Genomic DNA, 14637 nt, shown 5'->3' with positions numbered 1-14637 from the left:
TCCACCTACTATTCATTTTCTTGCTCTTTCATGGGTATTATTATACCAAAAATATGCCTAAAAATCTCCATTTATGTACCATTATGAAGGAAAAATAGAAAAAGGAGGCAAGGCCTCCACATCTGATTATTTGCTGTTTCGAGCTTCTTCCAAAATCTTTTCGATCTTGGTCGTCAACAGATCGATAGCCACTGTATTGCTAACTCCTTCAGGAATGACGATATCAGCATAACGCTTAGTCGGCTCGATAAACTGGTGGTACATGGGTTTAACCACACCTAAATACTGGTCAATAACGCTGTCAAGGCTACGGCCACGCTCTTCCATATCACGCTTGATCCGACGAATAATGCGCACATCATCATCTGTATCCACAAAAATCTTAATATCCATCAAATCGCGCAGGCGCTTATCCTCCAAGACCAAAATCCCCTCAACGATAAAGACATCTTGAGGTTCTTGACGATAGGTCTTGCTACTTCGTGTATGCTCTGTATAGTCGTAAGTCGGAATGTCCACCGGACGCCCTGCCAACAATTCCTTAATCTGCTCGATCATCAAGTCTGTATCAAAGGCAAAAGGATGGTCGTAGTTGGTTTTGACACGCTCTTCAAAGGTCAAATGAGACTGATCCTTGTAGTATGAATCATGCTCAATCATGGAAATCTTTTCATCAGGAAAATGCGATAAAATGGCTCTTGAAACACTGGTCTTACCACCACCAGAACCACCTGTCACTCCGATAATGATTGGTCTATTTTGCATGCTATCCTCCGTTTTTTTATCCGTCGTCTATTCTATCATAATTTTTGCAAAATTTATAGTCTGGTTTGAATAGTCTAGGGGAAACAACACTCCCTACACCCCAGTTAGATCAGCTAAAAACCTTCCTTGGCTTGTATAAATTGTCTCGCTTTTCTAGAATAGCTAGTAATTTATCATCTTCAAAGGCAGCTAATTCTTGTTCTGTTTGTTCGAGTTCGATAAAACGACCAAAGCGTACTTCTGTAGCCTCTTCTGGACTTAGGAAAACTTTGACAAGGTCGCCTGTCCCAATCTCTAGAGGATGGAGAAAGTCCAATTGACCAGCATCCACTTTTTCAGTAATTTCTTCCAAGGTAAGAGCATCTTCTAGTTGCAAACCAGCTGCACTAGTCCGTGTCAAATGTGACATATGAGCCGCATAGCCAAGTTTTTCTCCCAAGTCAACCGATAAAGTACGAATATAGGTTCCCTTGCTACATTTCACACGAAAAGTAAAGCTTGCAAGATGACCCTCATAAGAAATCGGACTTGTCCGCTCAAAGCTATAAATAGTCACCTGACGTTCTGGACGCTCTACTTCCTGACCAGCACGCGCATACTCATAGAGCTTGCGACCATTGACCTTGACAGCCGAATACATAGGTGAAATCTGAGTAATAGGCCCAGTCAGACTAGCGATTGCTTCATCAACAAGCTTTTCATCCAAGTGCGATAAAACAGGTGTCTCTGCAACCACTTCCCCACTAGCATCCTCAGTCGTCGTGGAATAGCCCAGAGTGATTTCCCCCTCATAGACCTTGCCCTCATCCTGCATAAATTCGACCATGCGAGTCGCCTTGCCAACCGCAATAGGTAAAACACCCACCACATCCGGATCCAGCGTCCCACCATGACCAATTTTCTTAGTTCCCAAAATCTTACGCAGTTTAAAAACCGCATCATGCGAAGTCATCCCCGCTTCTTTTTTTAAGTTGATAATACCGTTCATTTTTGCTTTCTAATTCCCTTTTCACTTTACATCAACATATTCTATCTTAGACAGATTTTAAAACTATATCAGCTCATTTTTCTAAATACTTCCTAGCTTCCTGAACATGGAAAAGCTCTGAGTTTTCATGTGCTATACTTTCAAACAAACTACGGGCACGCTCTTCATCTCCTTTTAGCTGTGCATTGAGAGCGCCGTAATAAGAAAACATGATTCGAGCTAGCTTACTTTCTGGTTCAGTAATGTCAAAGTAGTCGTTTGCTTCTTTATTGAATACAATATCTTTTATTGCTTGGGCTTGAGCAACAAGTTTAGCTTTGCCTCCTTTAAGATCTGGTGCCTTGGACAATTGTTCCTCAAAGAAAGCAATATCTTGCGCATCTTGAAGATGAATGGAAACTTTTAATAGTTCAAAGTTTGATATTAAAAACACATGGTTTCTGAATCTCTTCCAAATTTTCTTCAAATCATATTTGGACATGTTTTCCTTAGCTGATTGAAAATCTCCTTTTAGATAAGCCACTTGACCTTGGATAAATTGGTAATACTCACGATATGTTGCTCTAAAGGGCTTAATAGATTTTTCTGATTGAACTCTGAACATGTCTACATAGAGCTTAAGATTAATAGAATCGTTTAACACTAAATCAATAACTTTTCTAGATACAAATCTTAAATAAAATACAAAGCCGAGAACTAAAAAGACAATAACTAATAATATGAATCCCAATATTTCCAAATTGCTTTGAAATACTAAGCATACTGCCATCACATCCAAAACAAGTCCAATAATTGAGCAAATTAGAATAACCCTATCAAGTTGTAAAAGAGTGTTTTCTGTCGCCCTACTTACTATTTTTTTTACTAATTTCATATATTACTCTCATTTCACTAATTCTAAATATTTCTTCGCTTCCTGAACATAAAAGAGTTCTGGATTTTCATGGACAATACTTTCAAACAAACTACGGGCACGAGCTTCATCTCCTTTTAGCTGAGCATTAAGAGCGCCGTAATAAGAGAACATGATTCGAGCTAACTTATTTTCAGGTTTGGTGGTGTCGAAGTAGCCTGTAACTTCTCCATTGAGTATTTTTGATACTGGTTCAATTAAATCCAACATTCTATTTTTATCAATTCTTTTAATTTTTTCCCAATCATAAGAAACTAAAAGTTTAGAAATTTCATCCGTCTCCCTTAAATGAAGGTATGATAATGATTCTATAAATACGATGTTTAGTTCATAAATACGTTTCAAATTCAATTTAGAACTTTTAACTCTTATTCGTTCAGCATATTGGATTGCCTCACTAAAATTCCCTTGATAGAAAGCACACCTAGCTAAACCCAGATTTAAGGCATTTAAATTCCCTGTTTTATTATCAGGCCGCCTTTCATAAGTTTCAGTTAAAAGAGAAATATATTTTATAAAATTCACTTGCTCGTATAAAATAACTTCTGCAACGTGATTTACTAAAAAATGAGTTATTACAACGATAATAGTCAGTAATGTTAGAAATATGAGCAATAATGTAGTAACGACGGTTGATTTTACGAATAATAAACTAATTGCTGTTGCTATAATTATCCAACGTAGATAAAATAAAATAAAAACCTCCAGTATGCTGCAGATTCGAACTGATGACCAATTCGAGATATTCTTAGAAATATTATCTAACATAAAAAACTCCTATAAAAAATTACAAACTAATTTATATAAACAAACTAGCTAAATGAGCTAGCAAAGTAGCTCCAGCTTTTAAGAAAAATTAATTCAATTTTATCAGCTGACCATGTTCTAATAATTTCTATAGTTCTTTTCATATAACACTCCTGTTTTTAAGATAATCTCACTCCCCCTTCAGCGCTTCAAACTTGGCTTTCATGGTTGGATTTTTCCGGGTCAATTTTTTGACGGAAACATCTTCCAATTTGTTGTTTGCAAGGCGGAGTTGGTTTTCGGATGTGGTTAGGAACTTCTTAACCTCTTCCATGCGTTTGATAGCCTTATCAATTTCATCAATTGCCTTACCAAAGTTGGTCGAAGCCGAATTATAGTTCTTAGCAAAAGCTAGCTTAAAGGCATCCAAGTCTTCCTCAAAATGAGTGATGTCAATGTTTTGTTCACGGACAAGTGCCAACTCTTGCTTGTATTTCAAAGAATTGAAAGCCGCATTACGTAAGAGACCAATCAACTGGATAAAGAATTGAGGACGAACCACATACATTTTTTCATACTCGTGACTGACGTCAACAATCCCTGTGTTAAAGTAGTCGTTATCGGCCTCAAGCATAGTTACCAAAACCGCATATTCGCAATTCTTCTCCCGACGGTCCTTGTCCAATTCCTTATAAAAATCTGCATTCTTGTGCTTCTTCTCTGTTCCGTCCGCTTCATTTTTCATCTCAAACATGATGGAAATAATTTCGACCCCATTTTCATCACATTCACGGAAGATAAAGTCCCCTTTGGAACCACGCGCAGAGACCTTGTTATCCTTCTCAAAGTAAGCATTTGGAAATGCAAAACTACGGACCTTGTTAAACTCACTCTCTGCGTAGTGTTCCAGACTTTCCCCGATAGCTTTTGTAGATTGTTGGGCTTTGAAATTCTTATAAAATTCGACTTGTTCACTGGCTGCTTTGAGCTGAGCTTCATAGTTTTGTTTAACTGAAGCAAGAGAGAGTTCGTTTTCTTTTTCTTGCAAGAGAAGCTGATTTTTAACCTGGTCTCGTTCTTTTTCTAGGTCGGAGAGGGTCTTCTGTAGTTGATTTTCATGCTCCAAACGCAAGGTGGCCAATTGGTTTTCCAAGGCCTGCACTTCCTTGTCTTTTGCTAATAAAGCCTGATGGCTTGTCTGTTCAACCTCTTTCTTGGCCAATTCTTTTTCTGTATCAAAGTTTTGGATTTGACTCTGTAATTGCGCAATTTCTTGGTCTTTTTGAGCTAGTTTAGACTGTTGTTCATTCATGGCCTTTTGCTCAGCCAAAGCCAGTTCCCGCTTCATGCGATCGTGCAATTCCTTATCAAACTCTGCTGTTCTCACTTGGGACAGAAGTTCGGCATACTGACTCTCATTTACTGTAAAGACTTCCCCACAGTTGGGACATTTGATTTCGTTCATATCGTTCCTCTTTCTAGGCTTCTGTAACCATTATATCATGCCTGAGGGAAAATCAAAAACAGTGAGTCGAAACCCACTGTTTATCTTCTTTTACTTTAAATTTTTTCCAAGGCCAAGCGCAAATCTTCGATCAAATCATCTACATTTTCAAGTCCGATTGACAAACGAATTTGGTTTGGTGTGACGCCAGCTGCTTCCAGGTCTTTTTCTGACAATTGACCATGAGTTGTTGTAGCTGGATGGACAACAAGAGATTTAGCATCTGCTACGTTTGCAAGGTCAGAAAAGATTTCTAAATGATCAATTACCTTGCGAGCTTCTGCCTCCCCACCTTTGACATGGAAGGTAAAGATTGAGCCCACACCTTTAGGCAAGTATTTCTCAGCCAAGGCATGGTAAGGACTATCTGCAAGTTTTGGATAATTGACTTTTTCTACCTTAGGATGGTTGACAAGGAAATCAACAATTTTCTCTGCATTTTGCACATGACGTTCGACACGAAGAGAAAGTGTTTCCAGTCCTTGAAGCAAGAGGAAGGCATTAAATGGTGACAAGGCTGCACCTGTATCACGAAGCAATTGGACACGGACAGCGATAATAAAGGCTGCTGCACCCACATCACGAGTATAGCTCAAGTTGTGATAGCTTGGATCCTCGTCAACAAATTGAGGGAATTTCCCTGAAGCCGCCCAGTCAAAACGACCACTATCAACGATCACTCCACCAATAGTCGTACCATGGCCACCGATAAACTTAGTCGCAGAGTGAATGGCAATATCTACACCGTGAGAAAAGACATTAATCAAGTAAGGTGTGGCAAAGGTATTATCCGAAACAAGTGGAATTTGGTACTTATGAGCAATCTCAGCCAATTTTTCCAAGTCAGGAATGTTTATCAAGGGATTCCCCAAGGTTTCAATCAAAACTAGCTTGGTATTGTCTTTGATCGCTGCTTCTACTTCCTCCAAATTATCAACATCGACAAAGGTTGTTGTGATACCATAACGAGGAAGGGTTTCCTTCAAGAGATTGAAGGTTCCACCGTAAATAGTTGAGGCTGCTACTACATGGTCACCAGCGTGGGCAAGTGCCAAAATCGTATAAGTCACTGCGGCCATACCTGATGCTGTTGCAAGAGCTCCAACACCACCTTCAAGGGCAGCGATTCTTTCTTCAAAGGCAGCTGTTGTAGGGTTGGTGATACGAGTATAAATGTTCCCTGGTTTTCTCAAGGCAAAAAGATCTGCACCTTCCTGCGTGTCATCAAAAACAAAAGATGTTGTTTGATAAATCGGCACTGCACGAGACTTGGTAGATGGATCCACAACTTGACCAGCATGCAGTTGCAAAGTTTCAAATTTAAAATCACGAGTCATAAGGCGACCTCCAAATAGTTTGATTAAAGATATTGTAGCACCTTAAGGTATAGTTTACAAATATCAGTTTTCTATATTTTGATATAGTAAATAACTATTACCTTATTTTAAAAATGAAAAAAGCACGACTCAATCGTGCTCATTTTCTTAATCTACATAAGTATCTTCATTTTTATTGAGGAAGGCATATGGAAGACCCATCAAGAGGCCTCCTCCGATAAAGTTTCCGATGAAGGTTACACCCCAGTGGCGAAGCATATTTCCAATACCGAAGTTGGCAATTGAGTCAGCAGCAACACTGAATTTTACAATCGCGAAAGAAGCAAAGTTCGCAGCAATGTGCTCGTTTGTTAAGAATACAAACATGTAAATCGCTGATAAAACGAGCCATAGTTTAGCACCGCCATCTTTGACCAAAACAAATGAAAGAATCGCAATATTTACGAAAATATTTGCTAAAATCGCCTCAAGCAAGATTAATTCATTTGAACGGCCTAACTTCATCTCAACAACCCCTGAGATGAAACTATCGTGAGTCAGATTTGCATAAGCTGCCGAATGAGCAAAGCCCCAACCTGCTATTAAAGCTCCGATAAGGTTGAATAAGGTACAGTAAAGTAAAATCTCAGCCGTTTTTCTCCAAGAAATTTTTTTCAAGAAACTACCAGCAGTCAAGAACATCATGTTTGATGTTACCAACTCAGCATTCAAGAAAACAATGTAGGCCAAGCCCCAAGCAAAGACAAAGGGGAAGAGGAAGCGTCCACTACCTGGTGCAATTTTATTAATCAAGTCAGCTCCAACTGCACCAGCAGCAGTACTGAAGGTTAAAAATGCACCTGCGAACATAGAACGAATCGCATACTTAAATTTGCTTTGACTATAAAGACTTTCCTTCTTCTTGCAAGCAAATTCAATCTTTGAGATAAATTCTGAAGAAACCATAATAAACTCCTAAAAATTTTTTACCTGATAATTATATCACAAACTTTAGAATTAAGGAAACGTTTTCTGTATTTCATAACAGTTTATTTTGAAACGCAATCTATAAAAAATCAGTAAAACCTAAGATTTTACTGATTTATCTTTAATAACGTTGTTTATATGGTTGATTGAAAGCTGTTAGAATTTCTTCAGGTGTTTGTGAATAATCTTTTGTATCTTTCAAGTCACCTTTTACGATAATACGTTCTGTCGCATCATAGTCAACACAGGTTACAAGTGTGATTTCATCAACTCCAGTACGGTCATCAATCTCATCAACGCGATCTGGAGTCACATGCTTCACTTCACGGATTTCATAGGTATAAACTTTATCCTTATCAGTTAGATAAATTTTCATCCCATTTTTAGCGCGTGATAATGGAGAAAAGAGCATTTGGCTGGCGTTCTCCGCCGTGAAGATATGATGGCTCGCAAGGGAATAGTTTCCTTTCCCCATCACTTGATCACGCTTCATTGTACCAGCTCCATAGAAAAGATTGACATTATCCAGTCCCTTAAAAATAGGCAAGTTAATTTCTACCTCAGGGACAGCAATTCCACCGATAACTGGCAATTTTTGCGAATCCCATTGTGAGGATAAGACAGCTTCTGACGAGATGGCTTTTACGGAATCAAAGTCAAAATTCCCTTCTGTATCTTGATTTTCTTCCAATTTTTCTTTTGATACCTGGCTGACTTGGTATTTATTGGTATTCCAAACCATGAACATATCACGAATTTTTGAATTGAAAATCAAAGCTATCGACAAGATGATTAAGAATCCTGCCAAGATATTGATTAGTAAATTTTTACGGTTTGTTTTCTTTTTATTCTTTTTATGAGACATTATGCTTCACCTTCTGTTTCGTTTTCTGTCCCAACTTCTTCTTTTTCAGCTGCTGCAACCGTAGTAAAGGTTACAATTTTAGCATCTTGATCTAGGCGCATCACTTTAACTCCCATAGTTGAGCGACCTGTTTGTGAAATATTGGCAACGTTTGTTCTAATCATGACACCAGTATCAGTGATAATCATCAAATCTTCATCACCTTTTACTGTCATAAGACCAGCAAGAGAACCGTTCTTTTCTGTAATCTTAGCGGTTTGCATCCCTTTACCACCACGACCTTTAGTTGGATATTCGGTCGCAACTGTGCGCTTACCATAGCCCTTTTCTGTGATGATAAGAACCTCGTCCTGGTCTGTAATCACACTAGCACCAACAACTGTGTCTCCGTCACGAAGGTTAACACCTTTCACACCAGTGGCGATACGACTCATACCACGAACAGCTGATTGATTAAAGCGAACTGCATAACCAAACTTGGTACCAATGATAATGTCCGTATCTTCTTCTGTCAGTAAGACATTAATCAACTCATCTTCATCCTTGAGGTTCAGTGCTTTAAGTCCATTTTGACGAATGTTGGCAAATTCCTTAACGCTGGTTCTCTTCACAATACCATGACGAGTTGTGAAGAAGAGATAAGCATCATCGCTACGTTCAGACTCAACATTGATGATGGTCTGAATACTTTCACCTTCATCCAATTTCAAAAGATTGACAATTGGCAATCCCTTAGCAGTACGGCCATATTCAGGAATTTCATATCCTTTCAGGCGATAGACGCGTCCTTTATTTGTAAAGAAGAGTAGGTGATCATGGGTACTAGTTGACACTAACTCACGAACAAAATCGTCATCCTTAACACCTGTACCTTGAACACCACGCCCCCCACGTTTTTGAGCAGTAAACTCAGCTTGGTCCAGACGTTTGATGTATCCTTTATTAGAAAGAGTGATCAAGACATCAGCTTCTTCAATTAGATCCTCATCTTCAAGACTCAAGACTTCACCGACCATCAATTCCGTACGACGTTGATCACCAAACTTACGCTTGACTTCATCTAATTCATCCTTGATGATTTGAGAAACACGTTCGGGCTTAGCAAGAATATCTGCTAAATCTGCAATCAGAGCCAAGAGGTCATCATACTCAGACTGAATCTTATCGCGTTCCAAACCTGTCAAACGACGAAGACGCATATCAAGAATGGCTTGACTTTGACGTTCAGAAAGCTTAAACTTGCTCATCAACTCAGCTTGTGCTTCCGCATCCGTTTCACTAGCACGGATGATACGAATCACTTCATCGATATGGTCTAGCGCAATCAAGAGACCTTCTAAAATATGAGCACGCGCTTCCGCTTTTTCCTTGTCAAAACGTGTCCGACGAACAACCACTTCTTTTTGGTGCTCGATATAAGCATCCAAAATCTGACGAAGGGACAAAATCTTCGGTACACCATTTTGGATAGCAAGCATATTGAAACCAAAGTTGGTTTGCATCTGGGTCATCTTGAAGAGGTTATTGAGAATAACATTTGCGGATGCATCTCGTTTGACCTCGATTACGAAACGAACTCCTTCACGGTTTGACTCATCACGTACTGCTGTGATGCCCTCAATGCGTTTTTCCTGAACCAAACGAGCAATATGCTCATGCACCTTTGTTTTATTGACCATATAAGGAAATTCTGTTACAACAATACGCTCACGGCCAGTCTTAGTTTCCTCAATTTCAGTACGAGAACGAAGGACAATAGAACCTTTACCTGTTTCGTAGGCCTTATGAATACCTGATTTCCCCATAACAAGAGCACCAGTTGGAAAATCTGGCCCAGGCAGGACTTCCATCAAGTCCTTAGTGGTCACTTCAGGATTGTCCATGACCAACTTCACTGCATCAATGGTTTCACCAAGGTTATGAGGTGGAATATTGGTTGCCATCCCAACAGCAATACCAGTTGCTCCATTAACCAAAAGATTAGGAAAGCGCGCTGGCAAGACCAAGGGTTCACGTTCATTGGCATCATAGTTATCAACGAAGTCAACTGTATTTTTGTTAATATCACGAAGCATCTCCAGAGCAATCTTGCTCATACGTGCCTCAGTGTAACGCTGGGCGGCAGCACCATCACCATCCATGGAACCAAAGTTCCCATGACCATCTACAAGCATGTAACGATAGCTCCACCATTGAGCCATACGAACCATGGCTTCATAGATAGAGGAATCCCCGTGTGGGTGATATTTACCCATGACATCCCCTGTAATACGAGCAGATTTTTTATGAGGTTTGTCTGGAGTAACACCCAGTTCATTCATTCCGTAGAGAATCCGACGGTGAACAGGTTTTAAGCCATCTCGAACATCAGGAAGGGCCCGCGCTACGATAACACTCATGGCGTAGTCGATAAAGCTCGTCTTCATCTCCTTTGTCAGATTGACATTCACTAAATTTCTATCCTGCATTAATAAATGCCTCATTTCACTATTAGTAATTAATTATATTATACCATAATGTCCGCCATATTTCAGATATCTAAAATCGCTAAAACGTTTACATCAAGAACTGCAAGGCATATCCGTGACAAAGCTTTTTAAAAGTGATAAAATTGAAATAACTGGGGAAATCCCTGAATAAAATTAAGGAGATGTTTAGAATAATGACTTCAACTAAACAACACAAAAAAGTTATCCTTGTCGGTGATGGTGCTGTAGGTTCTTCTTACGCTTTTGCACTTGTTAACCAAGGAATTGCACAAGAGCTTGGAATTATCGAAATTCCACAATTGCATGAAAAAGCTGTTGGTGACGCGCTTGACCTTAGTCACGCCCTTGCCTTCACTTCACCTAAAAAAATCTATGCAGCTCAATACTCTGACTGTGCAGACGCAGACCTTGTTGTAATCACTGCAGGTGCGCCTCAAAAACCAGGTGAAACTCGTCTTGACCTTGTAGGTAAAAACCTTGCTATCAACAAATCAATCGTAACTCAAGTTGTTGAATCAGGTTTCAAAGGTATCTTCCTTGTTGCTGCTAACCCAGTTGACGTCTTGACTTACTCAACTTGGAAATTCTCTGGATTCCCTAAAGAACGCGTTATCGGTTCAGGTACTTCACTTGACTCAGCTCGTTTCCGTCAAGCACTTGCTGAAAAATTGGATGTTGATGCTCGTTCAGTCCACGCCTACATCATGGGTGAACACGGTGACTCTGAGTTCGCTGTTTGGTCACACGCTAACATCGCTGGTGTAAACCTTGAAGAATTCCTTAAAGACACTCAAAATGTTCAAGAAGCTGAATTGATTGAATTGTTCGAAGGTGTTCGTGACGCAGCTTACACAATCATCAACAAAAAAGGTGCAACATACTACGGTATCGCAGTAGCACTTGCTCGTATTACTAAAGCAATCCTTGACGATGAAAACGCAGTACTTCCACTTTCAGTATTCCAAGAAGGTCAATACGGAGTTAAAAACGTCTTTATCGGTCAACCAGCTGTTGTTGGTGCACATGGTATTGTTCGTCCAGTAAATATCCCATTGAACGACGCAGAAACTCAAAAAATGCAAGCATCTGCAAATGAATTACAAGCTATTATTGACGAAGCATGGAAAAACCCAGAATTCCAAGCTGCTTCTAAAAACTAATTTAGATAGTAATAACTCCTTGAGTCATCAGGGAGTTATTTTTTATCTCTGTCTTAACTAAACATTTTATGAAGTTTACGTAAAAAAACAACATAACTTTAAAAGCTATCATGTCACAGTTTGAGCATAAATCCGAAAACTACCAATTAGATCTATACTCACGTTACAAAAAGTTTGGAGCAAGCAGTACTTGATGCACTTGATACCGTCGCATTAAATAGAAAGTAAAAAGTTTTGCCCCTTTTTTGCCCCCTGGCACAAAAAAAGACCTATCATACAGGCTAGAAAGCTTGATATGATAGGCTCTTTTTCATTTTGATTAGCGTACTGTACGGATACGCATTGTGTTTGTACGTACAGCTTCTCCAACTGGTACACCAGCTACGATAACGATATCGTCACCAGATTGTACAAGACCTGCTTCAACTGCTTTACGTTCAGCAATTTCAAACATATCGTCAGTTGATGATGGAGCATCTGTCAACATTGGGATAACACCCCAGTTCAACATCAAACCACGTTCTGTCAATTCGTCGAATGTCAATGCCAAGATGTCAGCATTTGGACGGTATTTAGAAATCAAACGTGCAGTGTGACCTGTCTTAGTAAGAGTTACAATCAATTTAATGTCCATTGAGTTAGTAGCATCTTTAACAGCTGAAGCCATTACTTCTGTCTTAGAGTTACGTTCAAATGAATCTGAGTTCAAACGACCGTATTCGTTAAGAAGAGTTTGAGCGTTCTTGTCGATTGTAGCCATTGTAGTTACTGACTCAAGAGGGTATTTACCGTTTGCAGACTCACCTGAAAGCATTGTAGCGTCAGTTCCATCGATAACAGCGTTGAATACGTCTGATACTTCTGAACGAGTTGCACGTGGTTTTTCAGTCATTGTTTCAAGCATGTTTGTTGCAGTGATAACAACTTTACCTGCAGCGTTGACTTTAGTGATAATCATTTTTTGGTAAACTGGAACCATTTCGAATGGTACTTCGATACCCATGTCACCACGAGCGATCATGATACCATCAGCAGCTTCGATGATTTCATCCAAGTTATCGATACCTTGTTGGTTTTCGATTTTAGCGAACAATTGAACATGTCCGTTTCCAGTTTCTTTACAGATTGCACGAACTTCGTTCACGTCTTTTGCAGTACGTACGAATGAAATCGCGATGAAGTTGATACCTTGTTCAAGACCAAAGCGGATATCATCGTTATCACGTTCAGCAAGAGCTGGGAAAGGAATTTTAGTGTTAGGGATATTAACACCTTTTTGTTTAGCAATTACGCCATCGTTTTCAACTTCAACTTCGAATTCACGAGTTGCGTCATCTTTAGCAACCACACGAAGTCCAAGTTTACCATCGTCAACCAAAACTTGACGACCAACTTCAACATCATCATAGATATCAAGAGCACCAGCAACGTTCAATGCAATCACATCACGAGTTGATTTGATTCCTTGTTTAGTCGCAACACGGATTTTCTCACCAGTTTTGTATGAATACTCTTTAGCTTCACCTTCGAACAATTCTGTACGGATTTCTGGTCCTTTAGTATCAAGAAGGAAACCAACTTTTTTACCTGCAAGTTTTTCTGCAAGTTTAACAGTTGCCATACGCTCACCTTGTTCTTGGTGGTCACCGTGTGAGAAGTTGAAACGGAATGTGTTAGCACCAGCTTCAATCAATTTGGCAATGTTTTTAGCTGAAGCTTCAACATCAAGTTTTTCACCCCAGTATCCGTCCTCACCAAATTTTTTACCACCACGGATTTCTACCGCAGGTCCCAAAGTTGCAACGATTTTTACACGTTTATTCATGATTTTTGTGACTCCTTTATATATATGACCTTTTTGGTCTTATTAACTAAATTATAAATTATGACAAGCAATTGTTCAATTGTGACAGGTCAAGATCAGCTTTGTGTGGATTATTTACAATAATCTTACCGTCTGCTGCCAAACTAAACAATGCTCCTTCTTCTGCAGTACCAAGAATTGGATTTTCAACCATTTTTTCGTTACGAATACCTACCGCAACACCACCGATACCTTTTTTAAGAAGTTTAACAGCATGGGCACCCATACGTGACGCCAATACACGGTCACGCGCAGTTGGAGAACCACCACGTTGAATATGTCCAAGTTCTGTCACACGAAGATCGGTCGTATCTCCAGCTTCTTTTAGTTTTTGAGCAAATTCATCTGCTGACATAACACCCTCTGCCAAAACGATGATATTGTGTCTTTTACCACATTCATAGCCAGCTTTGATACTTGCTACGATATCTTCAATTTTGAAGTCTTCTTCAGGGATGATAATTTCATCAGCACCAGTTGCGATACCCGCCCAAAGAGCGATATCACCAGCGTTACGCCCCATAACTTCGATGACAAAAGTACGACGGTGACTTAATGATGTATCACGAATCTTATCGATAGCGTCCATAGCAGTCGTAACCGCTGTGTCAAAACCGATTGTGAAGTCAGTACCAACGATATCGTTATCAATTGTACCTGGAAGACCGATAGCTGGGAAACCATGCTCAGTCAAACGCATAGCACCGTGGTAAGATCCGTCACCACCGATAACAACTACACCTTCAATGCCGTGTTTTTTCAATTGCTCAATCCCTTTAAGTTGCCCTTCAAGTTGAGCGAACTCTGGGTAACGAGCTGAGTGAAGGAAAGTACCACCACGAGAAATGATGTTTCCTACTGAAGCCGCATTTAAGGGATGAATTTCACCGGCAACCATACCAGCATATCCGTCATAGATACCAAACACTTCCATTCCTTCTGAAATTGCTTGACGAACAACTGCACGGATAGCAGCGTTCATACCAGGGGCGTCTCCACCACTAGTTAAAACAGCAATACGTTTCATATTGGTTTATGC

Annotated in this window: 12 protein-coding genes; 1 reads left to right on the top strand and 11 read right to left on the bottom strand. The window is 39.7% G+C overall.

The window, feature by feature from the left end:
• Positions 1–126 precede the first annotated feature (126 nt).
• The 9 genes from udk to gyrA all read right to left on the bottom strand — a co-directional run bounded on the left by udk (position 127) and on the right by gyrA (position 10553).
• Complete coding sequence (udk, locus tag O3599_RS00155; RefSeq protein ID WP_001181377.1) at positions 127–765, bottom strand: uridine kinase; 639 nt, start codon at positions 763–765, stop codon at positions 127–129.
• Between the two features lie 109 nt (positions 766–874).
• Positions 875–1753, bottom strand: coding sequence for a tRNA pseudouridine(55) synthase TruB (truB, locus tag O3599_RS00150; protein WP_371511654.1), 879 nt, complete (start codon positions 1751–1753; stop codon positions 875–877).
• A gap of 73 nt (positions 1754–1826) precedes the next feature.
• Positions 1827–2627 carry a hypothetical protein gene (locus O3599_RS00145; RefSeq protein ID WP_247939212.1) on the bottom strand — a complete coding sequence of 267 codons (801 nt, stop codon included), beginning with the start codon at positions 2625–2627 and terminating at the stop codon, positions 1827–1829.
• Positions 2628–2636: 9 nt separating this feature from the next.
• Positions 2637–3434 (bottom strand): hypothetical protein, encoded by a 798-nt coding sequence (locus O3599_RS00140; RefSeq protein WP_247939213.1) that lies wholly within the window; start codon positions 3432–3434, stop codon positions 2637–2639.
• 169 nt (positions 3435–3603) lie between these two features.
• Positions 3604–4878: a DUF2130 domain-containing protein gene (locus tag O3599_RS00135; RefSeq protein WP_247939214.1), complete on the bottom strand. Its 1275-nt coding sequence runs from the start codon at positions 4876–4878 to the stop codon at positions 3604–3606.
• 95 nt (positions 4879–4973) lie between these two features.
• Positions 4974–6254, bottom strand: a complete 1281-nt coding sequence (locus O3599_RS00130) for an O-acetylhomoserine aminocarboxypropyltransferase/cysteine synthase family protein (RefSeq protein WP_247939215.1) — start codon at positions 6252–6254, stop codon at positions 4974–4976.
• A gap of 147 nt (positions 6255–6401) precedes the next feature.
• Positions 6402–7199: a formate/nitrite transporter family protein gene (locus O3599_RS00125; RefSeq protein ID WP_000254780.1), complete on the bottom strand. Its 798-nt coding sequence runs from the start codon at positions 7197–7199 to the stop codon at positions 6402–6404.
• A gap of 142 nt (positions 7200–7341) precedes the next feature.
• Positions 7342–8085, bottom strand: a complete 744-nt coding sequence (locus O3599_RS00120) for a class A sortase (protein WP_023947195.1) — start codon at positions 8083–8085, stop codon at positions 7342–7344.
• A complete protein-coding gene (gene gyrA, locus O3599_RS00115; protein ID WP_371511650.1) occupies positions 8085–10553 on the bottom strand; it encodes a DNA gyrase subunit A in 2469 nt (822 codons plus the stop codon). The genes O3599_RS00120 and gyrA overlap by 1 nt, the downstream gene beginning before the upstream one ends.
• A gap of 194 nt (positions 10554–10747) precedes the next feature.
• Between gyrA and O3599_RS00110 the strand changes: the two genes are divergently transcribed.
• Entirely contained in the window at positions 10748–11734 is a 987-nt protein-coding gene (locus O3599_RS00110) for an L-lactate dehydrogenase (RefSeq protein ID WP_000204729.1), read from the top strand.
• Between the two features lie 319 nt (positions 11735–12053).
• Here the strand turns inward: O3599_RS00110 and pyk are convergent, their stop codons facing one another.
• Positions 12054–13559, bottom strand: a complete 1506-nt coding sequence (pyk, locus tag O3599_RS00105) for a pyruvate kinase (RefSeq protein ID WP_173251693.1) — start codon at positions 13557–13559, stop codon at positions 12054–12056.
• A 58-nt stretch (positions 13560–13617) separates the two neighbouring features.
• A complete protein-coding gene (gene pfkA / locus O3599_RS00100) occupies positions 13618–14625 on the bottom strand; it encodes a 6-phosphofructokinase (protein ID WP_000820871.1) in 1008 nt (335 codons plus the stop codon).
• Positions 14626–14637 lie beyond the last annotated feature (12 nt).

This window comes from Streptococcus sp. 27098_8_103, from assembly GCF_041432345.1.
Classification (GTDB): domain Bacteria; phylum Bacillota; class Bacilli; order Lactobacillales; family Streptococcaceae; genus Streptococcus; species Streptococcus mitis_BV.
The sequence above is the reverse complement of the archived record's forward strand: the minus strand, read 5'-3'. Positions and strand labels throughout refer to the sequence as shown.

Excerpts from the sequence above, each read along its gene's own strand:
- truB (WP_371511654.1), bottom strand. The coding sequence starts at position 1,753 with ATGAACGGTATTATCAACTTAAAAAAAGAAGCGGGGATGACTTCGCAT.
- gyrA (WP_371511650.1), bottom strand. The coding sequence starts at position 10,553 with ATGCAGGATAGAAATTTAGTGAATGTCAATCTGACAAAGGAGATGAAG.
- O3599_RS00145 (WP_247939212.1), bottom strand. The coding sequence starts at position 2,627 with ATGAAATTAGTAAAAAAAATAGTAAGTAGGGCGACAGAAAACACTCTT.
- O3599_RS00125 (WP_000254780.1), bottom strand. The coding sequence starts at position 7,199 with ATGGTTTCTTCAGAATTTATCTCAAAGATTGAATTTGCTTGCAAGAAG.
- O3599_RS00135 (WP_247939214.1), bottom strand. The coding sequence starts at position 4,878 with ATGAACGAAATCAAATGTCCCAACTGTGGGGAAGTCTTTACAGTAAAT.
- O3599_RS00130 (WP_247939215.1), bottom strand. The coding sequence starts at position 6,254 with ATGACTCGTGATTTTAAATTTGAAACTTTGCAACTGCATGCTGGTCAA.
- O3599_RS00110 (WP_000204729.1), top strand. The coding sequence starts at position 10,748 with ATGACTTCAACTAAACAACACAAAAAAGTTATCCTTGTCGGTGATGGT.
- pfkA (WP_000820871.1), bottom strand. The coding sequence starts at position 14,625 with ATGAAACGTATTGCTGTTTTAACTAGTGGTGGAGACGCCCCTGGTATG.
- O3599_RS00140 (WP_247939213.1), bottom strand. The coding sequence starts at position 3,434 with ATGTTAGATAATATTTCTAAGAATATCTCGAATTGGTCATCAGTTCGA.
- udk (WP_001181377.1), bottom strand. The coding sequence starts at position 765 with ATGCAAAATAGACCAATCATTATCGGAGTGACAGGTGGTTCTGGTGGT.
- pyk (WP_173251693.1), bottom strand. The coding sequence starts at position 13,559 with ATGAATAAACGTGTAAAAATCGTTGCAACTTTGGGACCTGCGGTAGAA.
- O3599_RS00120 (WP_023947195.1), bottom strand. The coding sequence starts at position 8,085 with ATGTCTCATAAAAAGAATAAAAAGAAAACAAACCGTAAAAATTTACTA.